Source organism: Microbacterium sp. STN6 (assembly GCF_026410545.1).
Lineage (GTDB): Bacteria > Actinomycetota > Actinomycetes > Actinomycetales > Microbacteriaceae > Root112D2.
In genome coordinates this window covers 61733-81894 of record NZ_JAPMIT010000004.1, presented here as the reverse complement: position 1 = coordinate 81894, position 20162 = coordinate 61733, and the positions used below count along the sequence as shown (strand labels likewise).

The window sequence follows — 20162 nt, the reverse complement described above, 5'->3', positions numbered from 1 at the left end:
AACCTCCGCTCCCGCCGGTCGAGCAGCCGCCCGCTAGCCTGGTGCCGTGAAGCCGTTCCTGCTGCTCGCCACCCGCGACGAAGACGCGGTCGCCGACGACGAGTACGGGGCGTTCCTGCGACTCGCCGGGCTTGAGCGCGGGCAGCTGCGGCGCATCCGTCTGGAGCGTGAACCCATGCCGGCGCTCGAGCTGACCGACTACTCGGGCGTGTTCGTGGGCGGCAGTCCGCTCAACACGAGCGACCCGGCTGAGACGAAGTCGCCGGTTCACGTGCGCGTCGAGCGCGAGATGGCGGCGCTGCTCGACGAGGTGGTCGCCCGCGACGTGCCGTTCCTCGGCGCCTGCTACGGCATCGGAACCCTCGGCGTGCACCAGGGCGGCACCGTGGACCGGCGCTTCGGCGAGGCAGTGGGTGCGGTGCGCATTTCGGTGACGGATGCCGGGCAGAGCGACCCTCTCTTCGCCGGCATCCCCCCGGCCTTCGATGCCTTCGTCGGGCACAAGGAGGCGTGCAGCACGGCCCCGCCGAACGCGGTGCTGCTCGCGAGCGGCGCAGCCTGCCCGGTGCAGGCGTTCCGGGTGGGTCGCAACGTGTACGCCACCCAGTTTCACCCCGAGCTCGAGCTCGACGGGCTCATCGCGCGGGTGCATGCGTACCGGGATCACGGCTACTTCGCCCCAGACGAGACGGATGCGGTGATCGCCGCCGCACGGGCAGCCGCGCCGGTCACGTGGCCGGCACGAATCCTCTCGAACTTTGTGGCCCGCTACGCGAAGCCATAGCCGACACGCCGGGGAGTCTGACGAGGCGCGAAGGAGCCGGTCGCATCAGCGTCGACGCTCTGCGGCGAGCGGCGGGCGCTCGGCGGTGATCAGCGGCCGACCGCGGCCTTCAGAATCTCCGCGATCCTCTTCTTCTCAGCGCTGCCAAGCGCCGTCAGGGCGAAACCGACCGGCCACAGGCTGCCGTCGTCCAATTGGGCGGCGTGCTGAAACTCGAGGGTCGCGTAGCGCGTCTTGAACTTCAACGCGGGCTTGAAGGCGACGACAACCTTGCCGTCGGCATCAGCGTATGCAGGCATCCCGTACCAGGTCTTCGCCGCCAGCGACGTGTTCTCTTTGACCAGCTGGTGAAAGCCCTCGGCAAGTTCCTTGTCGGTGCCGGTCATCGCGTCGATCGCGGCGTCGCACGCGGCCTCCGCCTCCGCACCTTCCTGCGCTGCCTTGCGCTCGGCGTTGGCAGCCTTCATGGCCGCCCGTTCCTCTTTGCTGAATGTGCTGGCCACGATGACCCCTTTCCGTGTGTGAACTGCGACCAATCTACGGTTTGGCGGCCGCGGGCGCTTCTTGATTTCTGCTCTCTTGCCCAACGGATGTCGTCTGCGTGCGCGCGACCCCCTTGCGCGGGGTAGAACGCACGGGTTACCCTACTGGCACAGAACGTTCGCACGCTGGACTGTATGAGTCAGGCAGCAATGTGCCGGGAAGACGGGTCTGTGACACGGAGTTCTGGCTACCGGGAATGGCTTCGCCCGGTAGCCGGACTCCGATTCCGCATCGGGATCCGGTTCCCGATCACCTCACCACGCCGAAGCGGGCGCCTTCACGATCTCGACCGGAGCCGAACTCCAGTGCGTGCCATTCGCGTAGTGGCTGCTCGACCAGGGCGACGCCCAGATGGCCTTGGCCGTGACATCGGGCGAGGCGCTCGAAGCGAGACCGGCGACGATGGCCGGGTAACCGCGATGCAGGTTTGCGGCCGCATACTCCGCAGCCGAGACAAGGCTCGGGTAGCTGCCGAGGCCCCCGCCGCCGCCCGAGCCGTAGCCGTTGTTCAGCGGGTTGTTGCGCAGCCACCAGCTGCGCGGGCCGTTCTCCTGCCGCATCCAGCGCAGCATGACGGTGACGTTGTTCTCCGATTGCGGCCAGCCGCCATACATGAGCACCATCTTGGCCCAGTCGGCGTTCGTGGCGTTGGCGGCGAGCGCCTGCACGCCATCGGTCGCGCTCACGTCGTCTCGCGAGACGGGCACGACGGCCACGTTGGCGTCGACGGTGAACGCCTGCGCCGGCCCCACCTGCTGAGGCCGCGCGGTCGACGCCTCAGCGGGCCCGGTCGGCGCAATGATGAACCCGGCGACCAGCGCGAGCGCGGCGAGCCCGATGCCGAGGTGCAGCCGAATCGACGCCTGGGCGGCCGACGCGTGCGTGCCCGCCACCGGTACCGCGTGGCTCGTGTCGCCTGCCAGCGCCGCCACGCGCGGTGCCGAGGCGCGGGCGCCCGCGGGTGGCGTCACCCGACGGCCCGCCGAGCGGCGGCCGTGCTGAGGTGCGGAAGAGGCGGGCTGCATACCCGTTCGAGGGTAGCAAGCGAGTGGCCGCCGCGACAGGGTGTGCGCTGAGAATTCAGCCCTTGAGCCCCGAGAACGTCATGGTCGCGATGAACTGCCGCTGCGCGAACAGGAAGAACAGGATGAGCGGCATGGTCGCCACGACGTTGCCGGCCATGACGAGGCTCCAGTCGGTGAGGTGCGCGCCCTGGAAGTTTGCGATGCCGAGCTGCAGTGTGAACGCGTGCTGGTTGTTGATGGCGATGAGGGGCCAGACCAGGTCGTTCCACGCGCCGAGCAGGGTGAAGATCGCGAGGGTCGCGAGGGCAGGGCGGGCAAGCGGCAGCACGATGCGGAAGAAGATCTGCCAGCGGTTGCAGCCGTCGATGGCGCCCGCCTCCTCGAGCTCGGCGGGCAGGGCGAGGAAGAACTGGCGCATGAGGAAGATGCCGAACGCGGTCGCGAGCCACGGCACGATCGCGGCGCCGAGGCCGTTCAGCAGGCCGAGCTTCGAGAACAGAATGTAGGTCGGGATCATCAGCAGCTGCGTCGGGATCATGATGGTGGCGAGGATCATGAGGAACCCGAAGTTGCGCCCCGCGAACTTCAGGCGCGCGAACCCGTAGCCGGCCAGTGAGCACAGCACGATATTCGACACGATCGCTGCGAGCGAGACGATCACGGTGTTGCCGAGCCACAGCAGAATGTCGGTCTGGCTGAAGAGCTTGACGTAGCCGTCAACGGTCAGGTGCGAGGGGATGAACGGCGGCGGGAAGCCCACCAGCTCCTTCGCCGGCGAGAACGAGGCCAGCACCATCTGCGCAAACGGGATGAGGAACAGGATCGCGATGGGCAGAAGCACGAAGTGCCATCCGCTCAGCCGGCGACGTCGACGACGGCCCGCGCCGACCGGCTCCGCCGCGACCTGTTCAGACGAGGTCACGACCTCGTTCAGAACGTTCGCGCTCATCAGAAGGCCTCCAGACCTTTCCGTCGCGAGTACACGACGACGCCGATGGTGATGATGAGGGTGACCGCGAACAGCGCGTACGCCGCCGCCGACCCGTACCCGAACTGCAGCGTGTGGAACGCCTTCTCGTAGAGGAAGTACACGATGGTCTTGGTCGCGTCGAGCGGCCCGCCTCGCGTCGTCGTGTAAACGAGGTCGAACAGCTGCACCGCCTCGATCGTCTGCCAGATCGCCACAAACATGGTCACGGGCGCAAGCTGCGGCCAGATCACTCGCCAGAACGCCTGCCAGGGGCTCGCACCGTCGATGCGCGCCGCCTCGATCAGCTCGGTCGGAATGTCCTGCAGCGCGGCCAGGTAGATCACGGTCGTGAACGCCGCCGACCCCCACAGCGACATGATCGCGATGACGAGCATCGCCTGGTGCGGATCGTCGAGCCAGCCCTGCTGCGGCAGGTGCAGCACCCGCAGCACGTTGTTGACGAGCCCGAACTGCGGGCTGAAAAGGTAGGTCGAGAGGATGCCGGTGGAGGCCGCCGATGCCACGAACGGCACGAAGATGGCCGTTCTGTAGAAGCCCATGAGCCGGATGCGCCGGTTGAGCGCGACGGCCAGGAACAGCCCGAGCAGAACCGACGCCGGCACGAACAGCACCGTGTAGCCGAACGTGTTTCGCACCGCGTTCCAGAAGTCGGCGTCGGTGATGAGCTCGGCGTAGTTGGCGCCGCCGACGAACGTGGCCGCACTGAAGCCGTCCCAGCTCTGCAGCGACAGCAGGAACGCCCAGCCCGCCGGGAAGATCGAGAGGCCGAGAATGATGATCGTCGCCGGGGCGACGAATCCCCATCCGGTCACCGCCGACTTCATGCCGAGCAGACGCCGAACGCGACGCTTGGTCGCCGCGTCCGGCGTGCTGCCCGGTGTGCTGCCCGGCGCCGCCGGGAGCGTGGTGGTGTCGTCCATGTGCTACTTCGAGAGCTGGGCGTCCGCGGTCTTCGCGGCCTGCTCGAGCGCGGACTTCGGGTCGCCCTGGCCCTGAAGCACGTGCGAGATGGCCTTGCCGATCGCGACAGAGAGCGCCGCGTAACCCTTGGTGGTCGGCCGGGCGTGCTTGACGTTGTCCGAGTTCTTCACGAAGACCTCATAGCCGGGGTATTCGCTGGTCTCCTTCTCGACGGCCGCGGACGAATTCTCGGACGTGCGCAGCGGCAAGTTGCCGAGCGCCACGTTGAAGCGCTCATCCTGCGCCGACGACGTGAGCCACTTCGCGAACTGGTAGGCCCAGTAGGCGCGGTTCTTGTCGTGGTGATCGAAGAGTGCCCAGATGTCCGGGCCGGATACCGTCTGGTGGTCGCCGTCGACGCCAGGAAGCTGAACGACGCCGTAGCTCGTGCCGCCCGTCTTCAGGTCGGAGAGTTCCCAGGGTCCCGAGGTGATCATGCCGATGCGGTTGCTGACGAAGAGCTGGCCGAACTTCTCGTCGGTCTGGTCGAGGAACACGCTCTTGTCATCGACGGCCATGCCACGCAGGAACTCGAGGGCCTTCACACCTGCGTCTGAGGCGAACTCGGCCTTCGTCTGATCGTCGTTCACGATCGAGCCACCGTTCTGCCACAGGTGCGGCCAGAACTGCCAGGTGGTCTCCTCACTGCCCGAGACCGAGTAGCCGTAGCCGTAGATGTGGTTGGCCGAGTCGGTCAGCTTCTTGGCCGCGGCCCGGAAGTCGTCCCAGCTCCAGTCGTTCGTGGGATAGGCGATGCCGGCGCGGTCGAACAGCGTCTTGTTGTACATGAGGCCGATGTTGTCGACGACGGCCGGGAATCCGATGACCTTCTTGCCCGACGGCTGAGCGGTCTCCTTCGCGGCCTCGGTGAACTCATCCCACTTCACGTCGGAGTTCTTGATCTTGTCCGAGATGTCGAGCGTGCGGCCGGATGCCTCGAGCTGGCCCGCCCATGAACCGAACGCGTACGACACGTCGGGGTACTGGTCGCCGGCGAACCCGGCCGAGAGCTTCTGCAGCAACTGGTCGGTCGACGACGCTCCGGGCGACATGTCGATCTTCACGTTCGGGTGATCCTTCTCGAACTCCTTGCCGAGCTTCTCGATGATGTTCTCGGCCTGGTCCGCCTGGCCCGTCCACACCTGGATCGTGACCTTCGCCTTGGTGTCGAGCATCGAGGCGCCCTGCGATCCGCTGCAGCCGGCCAGCGTGATGGCGACGGTCGCTGCTGTTGCGAGCCCGGCCACGCGGAGCGCGAGCCGGCCTCGCCGTGCTGTGTTTCCTGGAGTAATCATCATTGGTTCCTCTCGTGGTGCGTGCCGTCGCCTCTCAGCTGAGAACGATGGATCGTGTCAGGTTTCGCGGCTCGTCGGGGTTGAGCCCGCGGTGTGCGGCAATGTCGACCGCCAGACGCTGGGCGTTCGCGAGCTCGATCAGCGGGTCGTCACCGCGCGCGATGACGGTGGCGCCCACACGCTCGACGTCGTCGATGAGGGTCTGCTCGGTGCGGCCGATCATCCAGACGAGCGATCGCTCGTCGGCGACGGCGAGCGGGCCGTGCCGGTAGTCGAGCAGCGGGTACGACTCGGCCCACGCCTGCGCCGCCTCGCGGATCTTCAGCGCTGCCTCCTGGGCGAGCCCGTAGGTCCACCCTGTGCCGAGGTAGACGAAGTGCGAGTACGCCGCGGTGTCGATGCCGAGCGGCTCGCCCAGCGCACGCTCGGCGCGGTCGGGCAGGTCGTCGACATCCTCACCGAAGGCGGCACGCGCAAGCAGCAGGAACGTGGTGGGGAACCGCGTCTGCACCACCGACTTCTCGTCGGCGAAGTCCAGCAGCAGCACGTCGTCGACGCGGTCGGCGACCGGCGAATCGGGGACACCCGTGACGGCAATCGTGCGCACGCCCTTCGGCAGTGCGTCGAGGGCGGCGATCACCTCGGTCGTGGTGCCGGAGCGGCTGAGCGCAATGACGGCGTCGTAGTCGCGCCAGGGCCACGGCTCCGATGCGTATGCGGCATCCGTCACTCCGAGGCCCGCGCTCTCGCGAAGAGCGGCGAACGACTCCGCGACGAAGGCGGAGGTGCCGCAGCCGAGCACGAGGACGCGCGCGCCCGGCATCCGCAGCAGGTCTGCCGCGCGGCCGCGATGGCTCGCCAGTGCCTCGCGCCAGATCCCGGGCTGGCTGGTGATTTCGTCGGATGTCAGTGACACGGTCGTTGCTCCCTGGCAGAAGAAGTGCGGATGCACGGTTGGTAATGACTCATCATTGGCGCAGGTGTGAGCGTTTGACAAGAGAACTGCGCGGTTCGCTCACTCTGGCTGATCGGCTACTGCTCGAGGCGTCCACCGAGTGACACCGGCAGCAGGTCCGCGTGCGCGGCCGTCATGTCGTCGCACAGCGCCCAGATCTGCTCGGGGGTGAGCGACGAGGCGGCGTTGGGGTCGGCGAGCACCGCCTGCCGCACCCGCTCGGGATTGCCCGTGCGCGCGGCCTCGATCGTGAGCTCGGCGACCGAGAGGTAGCTGCGGTTCAGCGCTGCGCCCTGGGTCGGCACATCGCCGAAGGGCAGCGGATGCACGCCCTCGCTGTCAACGCGAGCCGGCACCTCGACGACCGCGCCCTCTGGCAGGTTGCCGATGAGCCCACGGTTCACGACGTTGGCATGGATGACCCGCTCGGTGCCGGTCAGGATCGAATGGATCACCTGGGGCGCGTACTCCGCAGCGCCCTCCTCGAGCTCGAGCTCACCGCCGGCCGCGAGCGTCGCCTTCGCGTGCTCGAACTCGGCCACGTTCTCCTCCGAGATGCCGATGTACTCGAGCGGCCGCAGGCGGTATCGCTCAATCTGCTCGTCTGAGTGCAGGAACCACGGCAGGTACTCGGAAGAGTGTTCGCTCGTCTCGGTGGGGTAGAAGCCGATGCGGCTGAAGATCTCCACGCGCACGCGCCGGCGCAGCTCGGGGTCGGCCTCGATCGCCGCGCGCAGCTTCGGGTAGAGATCCTTGCCATCGCGCGACAACTCGGTCAGCCACGCCTGATGGTTCACACCGGCCGCGCGGTAGTGCGTGCCTTCCATCGGCACGCCGATCAGCTCGCACAGGTCGTGCACGGTCCAGTAGACGCTGTGGCAGAGGCCGACGACCTTCAGCTCGGGGGCGACCTGCGACATCCACCACACGTTCATTGCCATGGGGTTGGTGTAATTGAGGAACCAGGCGTCGGGGCAGAGTTCGCGCATATCGGATGCGATGGCCGAGAGCACGGGGAACGTACGCAGGGCGCGGAACACGCCGCCGACGCCGGTGGTGTCGCCGATCGTCTGGCGCAGCCCGGCCGCCGCGGGCAGCTCGAGGTCGACGCGAGTGGCATCGATTCCGCCCACCTGGATCATGTTGATGACGAAGTCGGCGCCGGTGAGGGCGTCGCGGCGATCGAGCGTTGCCACGATCTCGGCTGTGCGGCCGAAGCGGGAGACCAGCTGGTCTGCGGTCGCGTGAGCGACGTCGAGGCGCTCGGGATTGATGTCGTGCAGAACGATGCGCAGGTCGGGCAGGTCGTCGAAACGGAAGAGGTCTGAGAGCAACTGGCGGGTGAAGACGACGCTTCCCGCGCCGAGAAAGACAATCTGAGGCATGCAGCGATCATCTGACGCAAAGCGACGATCGCGCAATAGAATGAGCGAATTGCACTCGAAACGATCACGTTGAATGAGTGGTTTGAAGAAGGGACCCGGATGGTTGCGCAGCCCACGGAGACGATGCTCGCCCGCACAACGTCTCGCCGGCGGTCGAAGCGCCTGGTGCAGATTCTCGACCTGATCGCCGAGCGGGGGTCGATCGGGCTCACCGAGCTGTCCGAGACGCTCGCGATCTCGGCCGCCACCGCGCGGCGCGACCTCACGGAACTCGCTGATCAAAAGCTCATTCTGCGCACCCACGGCGGCGCATCCATGCTGGATCACGGGCGCGAAATCCCGGTGGCGCTGCGCGACAGCCGGTTCAGCGACGCCAAGCGAGCCATCGCGCGCGCCATGGTGGAGCGCCTGCCCGCCCAGCGGCACGTCGTCGCGCTCGGCGGCGGTACCACCACGGCAAGCGTCGCGCGCGCCCTCGCGAACCACGCCGACATCGCCGTCGTGACCAACTCGCTCACCATCGCCGACCTGCTGGCCGGCTACGCGGGCGTGCGTGTCGTGATGACGGGCGGATTCCTGCGCCCGCAGTCGCTCGAGCTCGTCGGCGCACTGGCAGAGAGCACCTTCAACTCGGTCAACGTGGGCACGGCCATCGTCGGCGCCGACGGCATCAGCGCGACCGCGGGCATCACCACGCATGACGAGACCGAGGCGCGCACCAACCACGCGATGGTGGCGAAAGCGCAGCGGGCGGTCGTGGTGGCCGACGGCTCCAAGATCGGCGCCGTCGCGCTCGCCCGCCTCGCCGACATCGATGAGGTGGCCATGATCATCACGGACGACACTGCCGACCCCGCCGAGCTCGACCGAATCCGCGCCGCGGGCGTCGAGGTCGTGGTCGTCGCCGGCTGAGTGCGTCGAGCGACGCCTTCCGTGAGTGCGGTCAGTCGCGGCGCTCGGCGCGCAGGTCGAGCCAGCGCACCTGCTGGTCGCTGAGCACGATGTCGAGGCCGGCCATCGACGTGCGGGTCTCCTCGATCGAACGCGGCCCGATCAGCGGGAACGTGGGGAACGACTGCGCAAGAACGTATGCCAGCGCGACGGCGGTCGGCGCGACCCCCAGCTCCTCCGCGAGCGAGCGCGCCCGCGCGAGCCGCTCGAAGTTGTCGTCGCTGTAGTAGCAGCGCACCAACTCCGCATCCGAGGTGTCGGCACGGTCGGCACGCGCGAAGAAGCCGCGCGCCTGCGACGACCACGGCAGCAGCGGCGTGTTCGTGCGCTCGAGCCACTCGCGGTCGGCCGGGTCGGTGACGTGCTCGCAGCCCGCCCACGGCACGTCGAGCGCGCGGGCGAGGCCGAAGTGGTCGCTCAGAGCCGAGAACGCCTGCCTGCCGTTCGCCTTCGCGTACGACTGCGCCTCCTCGAAGCGCGCGATGCTCCAGTTCGAGCCGCCGAAGGCACGGATGCGCCCGGCTCGCGCCTCGGCGTCGAGCACGTCCACGAACTCGCCGACGGGAACCTCGGGGTTGTCCCGGTGCATCAGGTACAGATCGAGGTGGTCGCTCTGCAGCCGGTCGAGGGATTCGCCGAGCTGGCGCACGAGCGATTCGGGGTCGCAATACGGTGTGTGCGCTCCCTTGCCGATGATCACGACGCTCTCGCGCACCCCGCGGTTGGCGACCCACTGGCCGAGAAGGCGCTCCATGAGCCCGCCCCCGTAGATGTACGCGGTGTCGAACGCGTTTCCGCCACGCTCCACGAAGTCGTCGAACATGGCCGACGCGTGGCCGAGCGTGAGCTGGTTGTCGCACCCGAGCACGAGACGCGAGACCGGCTTCTCGATTCCCGCGATGGTGCCGTACGGCATCCGTGAGTCGTCTCGTCGTGCGAGGGAGCGCCCGCTCGCCGTCGGAATGTTCGCCGTCGCCGCCTCGAACGGGTACTCGAGCCCGATCGCCTCGCGCCAGCGGTCGAGCGTGCGCGCGTTGCCGAGGCTGTCGGCCCAGCTGAGCAGCGGGCTCTGACCGGCGTCGGCGAACTCGGCGAGGGCATCCGCCTGGATGGCGTACTGCCACGCCGGCTCGATCGTGACCGTCTCGAGCGGCTCGCCCGCGCGCTGCACCTCGATCGTCGAGGGTTCCGTGACGCTCGGCAGCCACGGCTCGCGCACCGTGATGCGCCCGGCTGACCCGTACACGACCACGCGGCTCTCCTCGGCGAGGCCGACGCCGCAGGTGAGGTGAGCGGTGATGCCAGAACCGAAGACGACGGATGCGCTCGCCCACTCGTCCACGCCGCTCGCCCCGATCGTGCCGCGTGCGGTGAGCGAGACCGGGTCGGCGAAGGGCGCGCCGATCGCGGCTCCGGCGATCAGGCGCGCGGCCGAAGCCGGATAGCCGCCCACGTCGAGGATGCCGCCGCCCGCGAGCGCCGGGTTCTTGAGCCGGTGCTCGGCAGGCAGGTCGGCGGCGAACGAGAACGCCGCGTCGATGTGCTGTACCTCGCCGATCGCACCCTCGGCCACGAGCCGCGCGAGCCGCTGCGTCTGGGGGTGGAAGCGGTACATGAACCCTTCCGCCAGATACACGCCCGCCCGCCGCGCCGCCTCCACGAGCGCCATCGCGCCCGCGTGGTCCACCGAGAGCGGCTTCTCGCAGACGACGTGCTTGCCCGCCTCGACCGCGTGAATGGCGGCGCGCACATGCTCGGTGTGCACGGTCGCGATGTAGACGGCGTCGACCGCAGGGTCGGCGAACAGCTCGGCATAAGACCCATACGAGCGGATGCCGGTAGCCGCCCCCGTCGCCGCCTCAGCGCCGCCCGCCTCGAACTCCGCGGCGAACGCCTCGGCCCGCTCGAGCGAGCGGCTCGCGACGGCGACGAGCGTACCGGTGCGGCTGTGGACGAGCTGCTCGGCGAAACGGTGGGCGATCGAGCCCGGCCCCACGATTCCCCAGCGTACGTGCTCCATTGCCATGGTTCTTGCCTTCCCGATACGTCTGCCCGTTACGTCTACTGGGCATGCCTTCTCGACGTCACCGCCATTCCACCGTGAACGTTCACGGTCGAGCGTAGCAGCATCGCGCGGCCCAGTACCATGCAAGGTATGCGGGCGCCCACGATCAACGACGTCGCGAGCGCCGCCGGCGTCTCGCGCCAGACCGTGACGCGTGCGCTGAACGACCTGCCCGACGTGAGCGCGGCCACCCGGCAGCGCGTGATCGACGCGGCCCGCGCCCTCAACTACCGGCCGAACCGTGCGGCGCAGGGCCTCGTGCGCGGTCGCCAGATCGCCATCGGCCTCGTGGTGCGCGACCTGCGCAACCCGTACTATCCCGAGCTCGCCTCCGAGCTGACCCGACGAGCGGCCTCCCGCGGCTGGAGCGTCGTGCTCTGCGACCTGGGCGCCGAGCCCGCCGACGCGCGCCGCCGCCTCGAGACCATCGCTCACCGCGTGGATGCCGTGGTCGGCCACCTCTCGGCCGGCGACTGGACGCAGGCGCTGGCCGGCATCCCCACCGTCATCCTCGACGGCTCGCCCGACGACCACGCCCACGCGGTCATCACGGTCGACTACGAGTCAGGAATTCGCTCCGCAGTGACGCACCTGGCAGCATCCGGTCGTTCACACATCGCCATGGTGGATGCGAGCGACACACCCTCCCTGCGACGCACGCTGTATCGCCGCATCCTCGAGGAACAACGCCTGCCCTGGTCGCCGGCCTCGGAGCTGTTCGCCGCCGACACCCACGCCGGCGGCATCGACGCGGCGGCCCGTCTGCGGCGGCAGTACCGACAAGCGGATGCTGTGCTCGCCTTCAACGACGTCATGGCGGTCGGCGTGTTGAAGGGCCTCGCGCGGTCCGGCATCCGGGTGCCGCAGGAGATCGCCGTCGTCGGCATCGACGGGCTCGACATCGGCACCCTCGTCACCCCCGAGCTCACGAGCATCTCGATCGACAAGGCGGCCCTCGCCGACGAGGCGCTCGAGCTCGTTGCCGCCCTGCTCGACGGCGCCGCCCCACCCGACCCGCGCCTGCACCGTCGCGCGCAGCACAGCCTCGTCGTGCGGGAATCCTCGTGACCTACGACATCCTGTACTGCTCCGACGACGCCGCCTGGGAATCCTGGCTCGAGGCGAACCACGCAGCATCCGCCGGCATCAGGCTCGCGATCGGCAAGAAGGGCGGCGCCCACCCCAGCGTCACGTACCCGCAGGCCGTCGAGACGGCCCTCTGCTTCGGCTGGATCGACGGCCCGAAGGCCAGGCTCGACGACGACCATTACCTGCAGACCTTTACCCCGCGAACCGCCCGCAGCATCTGGTCGCAGATCAACCGAGACAAGGCGCTCGCCCTCATTGAAAGCGAGCGGATGCGCCCCGCCGGTCTCCGCGAGATCCAGCGCGCGAAGGAAAACGGTCGGTGGGATTCCGCGTACGGCTCGACCCGCACGGCCGAGGTGCCGGCGGACCTGGCATCCGCTCTGCAGGCGAATGCCGAGGCAAGCGCATTCTTCGCGACGCTCAGCAGCCAGAACCGGTTCGCGATTCTGTTCCGCATCGGGACCGTGAAGCGCGCCGAGACTCGGGCCCGCAAGATCGCGCAGTACGTCGAGATGCTCGAGCGCCACGAGACGATCTACCCGCAGCGGCCCCGCTCGTAGAGCCGGTGGAGGTCGAGACTCAGCCGTTGCCCTTCAGAAACGCGTCGAGATCTGACGTACGGTCCCAGGCGGTGCCGTTCACGACGATGGTCGGGGTCGAGAAGCCCCTGAGTCCGTTTGTCGTCAGCATCAGAGCATCGTCGCTCGCGACCCGCCCCGTCTGCGCGGCGACCCACGCGGCGAAGCTCGTTCCCCTGATACAAGAGTCGACATCGCTGCTCGAGAGGCCAGCACTGTGGACGAGCTTCAGAATGTTGTCGGTCGAGAGGCCCGCAGACCCCTCCTCGGCCTGATGCTCGTACATGACGTTCTGCACGCTGAGAAACTTCTCGGGGGCGTCGTTGGCAACGCATGCCGCGGCGTTTGCCGCGCGGGTCGAGTAGTTCGTCGTGTAGTTGCGGTCGAGTATGGCGACAGGAAACACTTCAAGGGTTGCCTGCCCGCTGCTGACCATGCTCTGCAACGTCCCCGCATACTGCGCCTCGAAAGCCCGGCATGCGGGGCATGTCCAGTCGATGTAGGTCTGGATGTGGGCCCGTGTGTCATTCGACGGCCAGCTCGTCGGCCGGGGCTCCTCGGCCTTCTTCAGAGCCGCCGTCTCAACCGGCGCGAGCTGACCGTTCTTGCCCGTGAAGGCGATCCCGCCCGAGATCATGTTCTTCGGTCCGTTCGCCGTGGCGGCCGCGGGCGCGCTCTTCGGCTGAAGTGCGAGCACCACCAGAATTCCGGCGACCACCACCAGCACGCCGAGCGTCGCCACGAGCGGTATGAGGACCTTGCGGCGGCGCGCCTTCCGCTCGCGGAGCTCCCGGGCCGTCCTGGCCGCCTCCCGCGCTTCCGCTATTCGCTGCTGCTTCACAGGCCCTTGTCGCATTGTCCAAACCTACCGACAACCACTGACGCGCCAGTCTCACGCGGCCAGATGGAACGTGCTCGCGAAGCGGTCGAGCAGGTCGTCCGGCCCGCGCAGCACCTCGACCACGCCGGTGGCGATCGCGCGAGCCGGGGCAAGCTCGCCCGAGATCACGCGGCGTATTCCCGGGCCGGCGGCGAAGGCAAGATCGACCGGACCGTCTCCCTGCGCCACCTCGAGGGCCGACCCGGCTACGCGAACGAGCAGTTCGGCCGGCCCGAAGTGCGCCGCGTAGGCGGTCGCCGGCAGACCCGCCGCAACGTCCGGCCGAAAGGCGGTGCGCAGGGCCATCGTCATCGAATCGGCTGTGACGATCTGCTCGTCACGCGGCTCACCCATCGCCTTGAATCCCCAGGCGCCGAGGGCGAGCACGACGGGTTCGAGCTCACGCCCATATGGTGTCAACTCGTAGACGATGACGCGTGAGCGCGGCATCCGTCTGATAATGCCCGCCGCCTGCAACTCTTTGAGCCGCGCCGCCAGAATGTTGCTCGGGATGCGCGGCAGCCCCGCGGCGAGCTCTCCATAACGACGCGGCCCAACGAGCAGGTCCCGCACGATGAGCAGCGCCCAGCGCTCGCCCACCAGTTCCAGGGCGCGCGTGACGCCGCAGTACTGCCCGTACTCGCGTGCCGCCATGGGCCTCAGGCCTGCTGCGCGGCGAACGCCTCGGGGCCCTGTTCGGCGGCGGCAGGATCCATCCAGCCGAACTCGAGAATGTTGCCGTCGGGGTCGGTGAGCTGGCGCTGGTACATGAAGCCGTAGTCGGAGGCCGGCTGTGCCTCCGTGCCGCCCGCGGCGAGCCCGTCGGCAACGGTCGCATCGACCTCGTCGCGGCTGTCGAAGAACATGGCCACGGTCACCGAGGGATTCGTCTTCGGATCGCCGATCGGCAGGTCGGTGAAGGTCTGGAAGAAGTCTCGCGTGAGCAGCATGAAGTAGTTGTGATCGTCCTCGACCACGATGCAGGCAGCGTTGTGATCGGTGAAGAGCGGATTGACAGTGCCGCCGATGGCCGTATAGAACGCCTTCGCGCGCTCCAGGTCGGTTACCGGCAGGTTGACGAACATCGACGTCATTGTGATCTCCCTCGTGTGGGTCCAGTTTGTGGATGCGTCTACACTTGCAAAAAACAAGTACCACGTCAATACCCTCTTGAACAGACAGGATGCCCGGACTCAAAGCACACCCGAGTGCGCGGCAGAGAAGGCACACAGAAAATCAATAGCTGGTACTTTCTGTGCATGCCCTCCCGTGCGCGTCGCCTCTCTTCGCGCGTGCGCGAATCGTGGTGGAAGGTGCCCCGAGCGCGTCGGCTCGAGGTCTACGCGTTCTGGCGATCGCGGCCCATCGTGGCGAATCAGGTCCTCTACGAATCGTTCGGAGGCAACGGCGCTCTCTGCAACCCGGAGGCGATCTTCCGGGGCCTCCGCGCCGACCCTGACTTTGCCCGACTCACGCACGTATGGGTGCTGTCGCAGCATCCCGACGACAACGCCTCGTTCGTGGCAGAGTTCGCCGGCGAGCGCAACGTTCGCTTTGTGAAGCCGGGAACGAGCGGCTACTACCGCGCGCTCGCCACCAGCGGCTACCTTGTCAACAACGCGACCTTCCCGGTCGAGTTCAGCAAGCGCGCCGGGCAGGTGTATCTCAACACCTGGCACGGAACACCGCTGAAGCGCATGGGCTACGACATCGGGGATGCGGCGGCGCGCGTCGCCAACGTCATCCGCAACTTCCTCGCGGCCGACTTCCTGCTCACGACCAGTCCGTATATGACGCAGCGCCTGTACGAGGAGTCGCATCTGCTGCGCAACATCTATCGTGGGCGCGTGATCGACGAAGGGTATCCGCGCGTCGACCACCAGTTCGCGGATGCGCCCTTGTCTCGACGACGCCAGAACTGAATGAGGCCAACGCGCGACAGCTCGCGGAGTATGCACAGCCGTCGGCGTTCGTCTCTGCGTCCGAGGTCGACTTCATCACCGCACTCCTGCCGGAGTGACGCCGCTCAGCGGCCCTTATATTCGCTGAAGATCAGGTAGCCGCACTGGGCTCTGGCTGGCTCCCGGCTGCACGTCGCCGGATGCGAACCCGAGGAGGTAACGGCTCACGGTGTCGGAGTCGCCTGCGTCCGAGATGAGGCCGATGTACCCGTCAGGTCGGATCACGACGAGGGTGTTCTGGGCCGCCTCGTAAGAGCGGACGAGATTGCGCCCGTCATCCGCTATTTCGCCTTCGCGCTGTGGCTCGGGCACGACATGAAGTATTCGCAGTCCCGGGATCGAGAGGCCGGCCAGCGTCGTGGGGCCGAAGGACAGCAGGGTGAACAGGCCGCCGCCGATCAGGTCGAATAGCCGGCGACGTCCGCCGGTCGTGGTCAGCCCTGTCGCGTCTGGCGCGCGGTCTCCCGCACGCAGCGAGCTCTGATCATTCCGGTCGTCCGAGGCGAGCTCCGAGCCCCGATATCCGACGTCGAGTTCGATCGTGCTCGCGTCCCGCTTCACGGGGAGACCGTTGGTCTTGATCGTCTCGGCCAGGCGCGCGTTGGACTGGGCCAGCACGTGCATGGCGACGGGCCGCCGCTCCGACTCGTACGTGTCCAGCAGCTCCACCGGTGCGTTATTGCCTACAACGGCGGCGAGCTTCCAGGCCAGGTTGTAGCCGTCCTGGACGCCCGTGTTCATGCCTTGTCCGCCAGCCGGCGAGTGGATGTGCGCGGCGTCGCCTGCGAGGAACACGTTACCGACGCGGTAGTGCTCGACCAGGCGAACGTTCGCGCGCCACACCGACGTCCACACCGGCTCGTGCAGGCGAATGTCGCTGCGACCCGTTCTCCTCTCCAGAGTCGCTTGCAGGCCGGGAAGGTCCAGACGGGGCTCGGCCCCAGGGGCGAGACTCGCGATGTATTGGAACAGATCGGTGGACGGCAGAGGGGACAGGCTCAGGAGCCCCTCCGGATGGCGCCAGGTCTCCCACGCTTCCCTGCTCAGGCCGGTTACGGGAAGATCCGCGATCGTCACTCTGACGTCCTCACGCGTTTCGCCGACAAAGGTCGCACCGATCTGCTTGCGGGTGACGCTGTGCCCGCCGTCGGCTCCGACCAGCCACCGCGACGTAATAGTCGACGTCACTCCGCCGGAGACGATCTCGGCCTTCACGCCGTCGTCATCCTGTGACAGGCTCACCAATTCGGTGCCGAACTCCACCCGGCCGCCCAGCTCTTCCAGACGGAGCCGCAGCGCCTCTTCGACACGCCACTCGGGTGTGATGAGGCTTGCCGCGTATGGAATATCTGGCCGGTCGCGCAAGGACTCCGGGATCGCTCCGCCGTGGACAACGCGGCCGTCTGGGCCGGTCGAGTTCATCGGCATCGCCAGCTGGCCGTTCGCGATGACCCTGCTCGCGATGCCCAGATCCTCGAAGATTTCCAGAGAGCGCGGCTGCACGCCCTTGCCACGCGAACCCGGGCGCGGGCCCGGCTCCGCATCGATCACACGGAACGGGATCCCGCTGCGCGCCAGGGACACTGCCATTGTCAAACCCGTGGGACCGGCACCCACGACCAAGACCGCCGTGGAATCCTGCCCGACAACGTTCCTCTGGTCCTTCTGCACGACAACTCCTCAAGATAGGTTCTTCTGTCTTGAAGACTAGGAGCAGTTGCCAAGAAAGTCAAGTCTTTCTATAGTGAGTGCGTGACAAAAGGTGAATCAGAGCCCGCCCCGGCACGGCAGCGACGCTACGGAGCCGAGTTGGAAGCGGCGATCCTCGATGCGGGATGGGATGAGCTGGCCGCGCGCGGTTACGAGCGCCTCACCGTCGGATCGGTCGGTGCCCGCGCCCGCACCAGCGAACCTGTGCTCTACCGCCGCTGGGCCAACAAACACGAACTAGTTTTGGCGATCCTCACCCACTACCGAGACACACACCCGATCGCCGTTCCTGACACTGGCGACCTGCGAGACGATCTCATCGAGCACCTCACCGCGAGCAGCGACGCCCGCGCCCCGTTCTTCGCCATCGCTGCCGCCGCAACCTTCAACGGCCTCTCTGTGGCAACGGGGCTCTCCCCGATGCAACTGTACGAAGGCGCGATGGGCGAGGAAGCGCAATCGGAAAACCGACCCGTGTACCAGCTCGCAGCACGCCGCGGCGAACTCGATCTCGCCACTGTGCCGCCGGCGATACTCGCCATGCCTTACGACCTCATCCGCCTCGACATGCTGATGAACCCCGTACCCGTTCCAGCCGAGCGCATACGCTCGGTCGTTGACGAGCTGTTCCTCCCCCTGATCCAGCCCTATTTGACAGCAGCGCGCAGCAAATAGGGCTCGCGACATACGGCCCGCGACCGTCGCTAGCTCGAAGGCGTGCCGCTGACGGCCTTGAGCAGCGGGATCACGACCTCATCGACGATGGTCACGATTGTCTCCGCGCCGAATTCGCGGACAAGGAGCGCGCCGTGCCGGATCAGCGACACCGGCGCCGCGGCCACCTGCTCGGAGATCGGTGCGGGGCCAAGTTCACCACGCTGCCGTGCGGCGTCGAACAGGTCGAGCATGGCCTCGTGGTTCACCGTGCCGACGGTCTCGAGGGCGTCCCCGATCAGGTTCTCGTCGGCCTCTGAGAGGAGGCCGAGATAGGTGTCACCGCCGAAACGCTCGAACTGATCGGCGAGACCACTCAGGAGTGCGATCAGATCTCCGCGCAGTGACCCGGTCTGCTTCCAGGCCGTTTGGTCCGCCGCGGATTGAAGCACGGCATCGGTGACCAGGTGCGCGCGGGACCGGTAGCGGCGGTACAGCACGGGCTTGCTGGTGCGAGCCCGCCGCGCAACACCCTCGAACGTGACGCCGGCGTAACCGTGGTCATGCAGTTCATCGAGCACGGCGGCATGGATCGCCTCGAGCAACTCCTCGTTTCGCCGGCGCGTTCGGACCTGAGCCATTCGAACCTCCTAGATACGAACCGTACTTAGTGTGCTAGCCTAGCAGCCAGTGACTAGATACGGCTCGTATTCTATTGAAAGAGAAGATCATGGTACTCACGGCATCGCCGACACCCACCGCGCCTGTCTCGACCTGGCGACGGATGCTCGTGGTCGGGGTGATTCTCATCGCCATCATGGCCGGGCTGGTGCTCGCGTTCACCCTTCCGAACGTCCACTCGAGCGCGCACGATATTCCGATTTCCATCGCCGCGACGCAGGCGCAACGAACTGAGCTGGAGGCCGCGCTCGACAAGGCAGGACCAAAGGACTGGGACTTCCACACCGCCTCGTCAGAGGGTGAGGCGATCACGCAGATCAGGGACCGCACCGTCTACGGCGCGTTCGTGGTCACCACAACGGGAACGCGGCTGGACTACGCGACGGCAGCCAGCCCCGCCGTCGCGAACATTCTGAAGCAGACGGCGCAGCATCTCGGCGTCGGCGCGCACACGGCGGTAACCACGACCGATGTCCAGCCATTCACCCACCGCGACCCGAAAGGCGTCGGGCTTGCGGCCGGCGCACTCCCGATCGCACTCGGCGGGTGGATCGCCGCTGTTGGAATCATGGCCATGATCCTCGGGGTCTGGCGGCGCATCCTCACGATCGGCGGCTTCACGATCTTCGGAGGGTTCGGCCTGGTCGGCACGCTCTTCGCCGTCGGAACCTTCAACGAGCACTATCTGCAGCTGTCGCTGTCCGCCATGCTCGGGATCGCGGCGACAGCGCTCCTGGTGCTCGGGCTCGAACGGGCCCTCAAGGGGATCGGCATCGGGATCGCGGGCGTGCTTCTGATCGCGCTCGGAAACCCGCTCTCCGGAGTCACCAGCGCACCGGAGCTGTTGCCGCAGCCGTGGGGCCAAATCGGCCAGCTGCTTCCGCCGGGAGCCACGGGAACACTGCTGCGCGACGTCGCGTTCTTCAACGGCCACGGCATCGCCGAGCCCGTAGTCGTACTGGTCGGGTGGCTGCTCATCGGCATCGGGCTCTTCGCGATCGGGAGCCTGCGCCACCGTTCGGCGGCATTGCGCGGTAGTATCGAATTCGACACTAACAAAGAGGTGAGCGATGAGTATCCAGAGCTCGCTGAAGCAAGCCCGCGTTCGCGCCGGCCTCAGCCTCACTGACGCCGCAAAGCACAGTGGCATCCAGCGCTCGAATATCGCGGCGATCGAGAACGGCCGCCGCGATCCCACCGCCTCCACGATCGAGAAGATCGCGAGCGCGTCACGCGTTCGCCTCATCCCGGTCAAGAGCGACGGCCGGACATCGGTCGCGGAGGCGGCGACCACGCTGGCCGACGCAGTGCGTCACAACAACATCAGGCGGGCCTATCGCACGCTCATCCAGGTTGCCGACGACCTCACCACACCGAATCCCGCCGATCGATTCGTTCTCGCGCTCGAGCCACCGGCGCACGTGAGCCCCGAGTGGGATGCGGCGCTCGCCGGCATCGCGGAGTGGTGCCTCAGCCAAGCTCACCTACCCCTCCCAGCCTGGATCACCAGCGAGCGCGGCAACCGCGACTGGGACTGGACGCCGCCGCTTCACTCCGCCGCCGCAGCGATACCTGTCCAGATCGAAAACGTGCCCAAGCCGCTTCGGGAACGTGGCGTACTCATCGAAGCCGACGACCTGGCCAGCGTATGAGCG

The 20162-nt window shown here is 67.4% G+C and carries 21 protein-coding genes; 8 read left to right on the top strand and 13 right to left on the bottom strand.

Annotation, left to right across the window (positions count from 1 at the left end):
* Positions 1-46: 46 nt before the first annotated feature.
* Positions 47-784: a glutamine amidotransferase gene (locus tag OSC27_RS12585; RefSeq protein WP_267181820.1), complete on the top strand. Its 738-nt coding sequence runs from the start codon at positions 47-49 to the stop codon at positions 782-784.
* An 89-nt stretch (positions 785-873) separates the two neighbouring features.
* On the opposite strand, the gene OSC27_RS12580 is transcribed toward OSC27_RS12585, so the two are convergent.
* From OSC27_RS12580 to melA, 7 genes are all read right to left on the bottom strand, one after another.
* Positions 874-1287 carry a hypothetical protein gene (locus OSC27_RS12580; protein ID WP_267181819.1) on the bottom strand — a complete coding sequence of 138 codons (414 nt, stop codon included), beginning with the start codon at positions 1285-1287 and terminating at the stop codon, positions 874-876.
* A 294-nt stretch (positions 1288-1581) separates the two neighbouring features.
* A complete protein-coding gene (locus tag OSC27_RS12575; protein WP_267181818.1) occupies positions 1582-2259 on the bottom strand; it encodes a hypothetical protein in 678 nt (225 codons plus the stop codon).
* Positions 2260-2407: 148 nt separating this feature from the next.
* Positions 2408-3301, bottom strand: a complete 894-nt coding sequence (locus OSC27_RS12570) for a carbohydrate ABC transporter permease (RefSeq protein WP_267181817.1) — start codon at positions 3299-3301, stop codon at positions 2408-2410.
* Entirely contained in the window at positions 3301-4263 is a 963-nt protein-coding gene (locus OSC27_RS12565; protein ID WP_267181816.1) for a carbohydrate ABC transporter permease, read from the bottom strand. Before OSC27_RS12565 ends, OSC27_RS12570 begins: the two co-directional genes overlap by 1 nt.
* Before the next feature lie 3 nt (positions 4264-4266).
* Positions 4267-5598 (bottom strand): ABC transporter substrate-binding protein, encoded by a 1332-nt coding sequence (locus tag OSC27_RS12560; protein ID WP_267181815.1) that lies wholly within the window; start codon positions 5596-5598, stop codon positions 4267-4269.
* A gap of 34 nt (positions 5599-5632) precedes the next feature.
* Positions 5633-6514: an SIS domain-containing protein gene (locus OSC27_RS12555; RefSeq protein WP_267181814.1), complete on the bottom strand. Its 882-nt coding sequence runs from the start codon at positions 6512-6514 to the stop codon at positions 5633-5635.
* Positions 6515-6630: 116 nt separating this feature from the next.
* Positions 6631-7938, bottom strand: a complete 1308-nt coding sequence (gene melA / locus OSC27_RS12550; protein WP_267181813.1) for an alpha-galactosidase — start codon at positions 7936-7938, stop codon at positions 6631-6633.
* A 99-nt stretch (positions 7939-8037) separates the two neighbouring features.
* On the opposite strand from melA, the gene OSC27_RS12545 reads away from it, so the two are divergent.
* Complete coding sequence (locus OSC27_RS12545; protein WP_267181812.1) at positions 8038-8850, top strand: DeoR/GlpR family DNA-binding transcription regulator; 813 nt, start codon at positions 8038-8040, stop codon at positions 8848-8850.
* 31 nt (positions 8851-8881) lie between these two features.
* On the opposite strand, the gene OSC27_RS12540 is transcribed toward OSC27_RS12545, so the two are convergent.
* On the bottom strand, positions 8882-10915 hold the full coding sequence (locus OSC27_RS12540; RefSeq protein WP_267181811.1) for an aldo/keto reductase: 2034 nt from the start codon (positions 10913-10915) through the stop codon (positions 8882-8884).
* 129 nt (positions 10916-11044) lie between these two features.
* On the opposite strand from OSC27_RS12540, the gene OSC27_RS12535 reads away from it, so the two are divergent.
* Positions 11045-12022: a LacI family DNA-binding transcriptional regulator gene (locus tag OSC27_RS12535; protein ID WP_267181810.1), complete on the top strand. Its 978-nt coding sequence runs from the start codon at positions 11045-11047 to the stop codon at positions 12020-12022.
* Positions 12019-12603 carry a YdeI/OmpD-associated family protein gene (locus tag OSC27_RS12530; protein ID WP_267181809.1) on the top strand — a complete coding sequence of 195 codons (585 nt, stop codon included), beginning with the start codon at positions 12019-12021 and terminating at the stop codon, positions 12601-12603. The genes OSC27_RS12535 and OSC27_RS12530 overlap by 4 nt, the downstream gene beginning before the upstream one ends.
* A 19-nt stretch (positions 12604-12622) precedes the next feature.
* On the opposite strand, the gene OSC27_RS12525 is transcribed toward OSC27_RS12530, so the two are convergent.
* From OSC27_RS12525 to OSC27_RS12515, 3 genes are read right to left on the bottom strand one after another with little or no spacing between them, the layout of a single operon-like run.
* Positions 12623-13477, bottom strand: a complete 855-nt coding sequence (locus OSC27_RS12525) for a DsbA family protein (RefSeq protein WP_267181808.1) — start codon at positions 13475-13477, stop codon at positions 12623-12625.
* Positions 13478-13513: 36 nt separating this feature from the next.
* Positions 13514-14155 (bottom strand): winged helix-turn-helix transcriptional regulator, encoded by a 642-nt coding sequence (locus OSC27_RS12520; protein ID WP_267181807.1) that lies wholly within the window; start codon positions 14153-14155, stop codon positions 13514-13516.
* A 5-nt stretch (positions 14156-14160) separates the two neighbouring features.
* Complete coding sequence (locus tag OSC27_RS12515; protein WP_267181806.1) at positions 14161-14595, bottom strand: VOC family protein; 435 nt, start codon at positions 14593-14595, stop codon at positions 14161-14163.
* A 165-nt stretch (positions 14596-14760) separates the two neighbouring features.
* On the opposite strand from OSC27_RS12515, the gene OSC27_RS12510 reads away from it, so the two are divergent.
* Positions 14761-15423, top strand: coding sequence for a CDP-glycerol glycerophosphotransferase family protein (locus tag OSC27_RS12510; protein WP_267181805.1), 663 nt, complete (start codon positions 14761-14763; stop codon positions 15421-15423).
* A gap of 114 nt (positions 15424-15537) precedes the next feature.
* On the opposite strand, the gene OSC27_RS12505 is transcribed toward OSC27_RS12510, so the two are convergent.
* Positions 15538-17133 (bottom strand): FAD-dependent oxidoreductase, encoded by a 1596-nt coding sequence (locus OSC27_RS12505; protein WP_267181804.1) that lies wholly within the window; start codon positions 17131-17133, stop codon positions 15538-15540.
* A 138-nt stretch (positions 17134-17271) separates the two neighbouring features.
* Between OSC27_RS12505 and OSC27_RS12500 the strand changes: the two genes are divergently transcribed.
* Positions 17272-17847, top strand: a complete 576-nt coding sequence (locus OSC27_RS12500; protein ID WP_267181803.1) for a TetR/AcrR family transcriptional regulator — start codon at positions 17272-17274, stop codon at positions 17845-17847.
* Between the two features lie 29 nt (positions 17848-17876).
* Here the strand turns inward: OSC27_RS12500 and OSC27_RS12495 are convergent, their stop codons facing one another.
* Positions 17877-18431 (bottom strand): TetR/AcrR family transcriptional regulator, encoded by a 555-nt coding sequence (locus tag OSC27_RS12495; protein WP_267181802.1) that lies wholly within the window; start codon positions 18429-18431, stop codon positions 17877-17879.
* 125 nt (positions 18432-18556) lie between these two features.
* Between OSC27_RS12495 and OSC27_RS12490 the strand changes: the two genes are divergently transcribed.
* Positions 18557-19636 carry a hypothetical protein gene (locus tag OSC27_RS12490; RefSeq protein ID WP_267181801.1) on the top strand — a complete coding sequence of 360 codons (1080 nt, stop codon included), beginning with the start codon at positions 18557-18559 and terminating at the stop codon, positions 19634-19636.
* Complete coding sequence (locus OSC27_RS12485; RefSeq protein WP_267181800.1) at positions 19578-20159, top strand: helix-turn-helix transcriptional regulator; 582 nt, start codon at positions 19578-19580, stop codon at positions 20157-20159. The genes OSC27_RS12490 and OSC27_RS12485 overlap by 59 nt, the downstream gene beginning before the upstream one ends.
* Positions 20160-20162 lie beyond the last annotated feature (3 nt).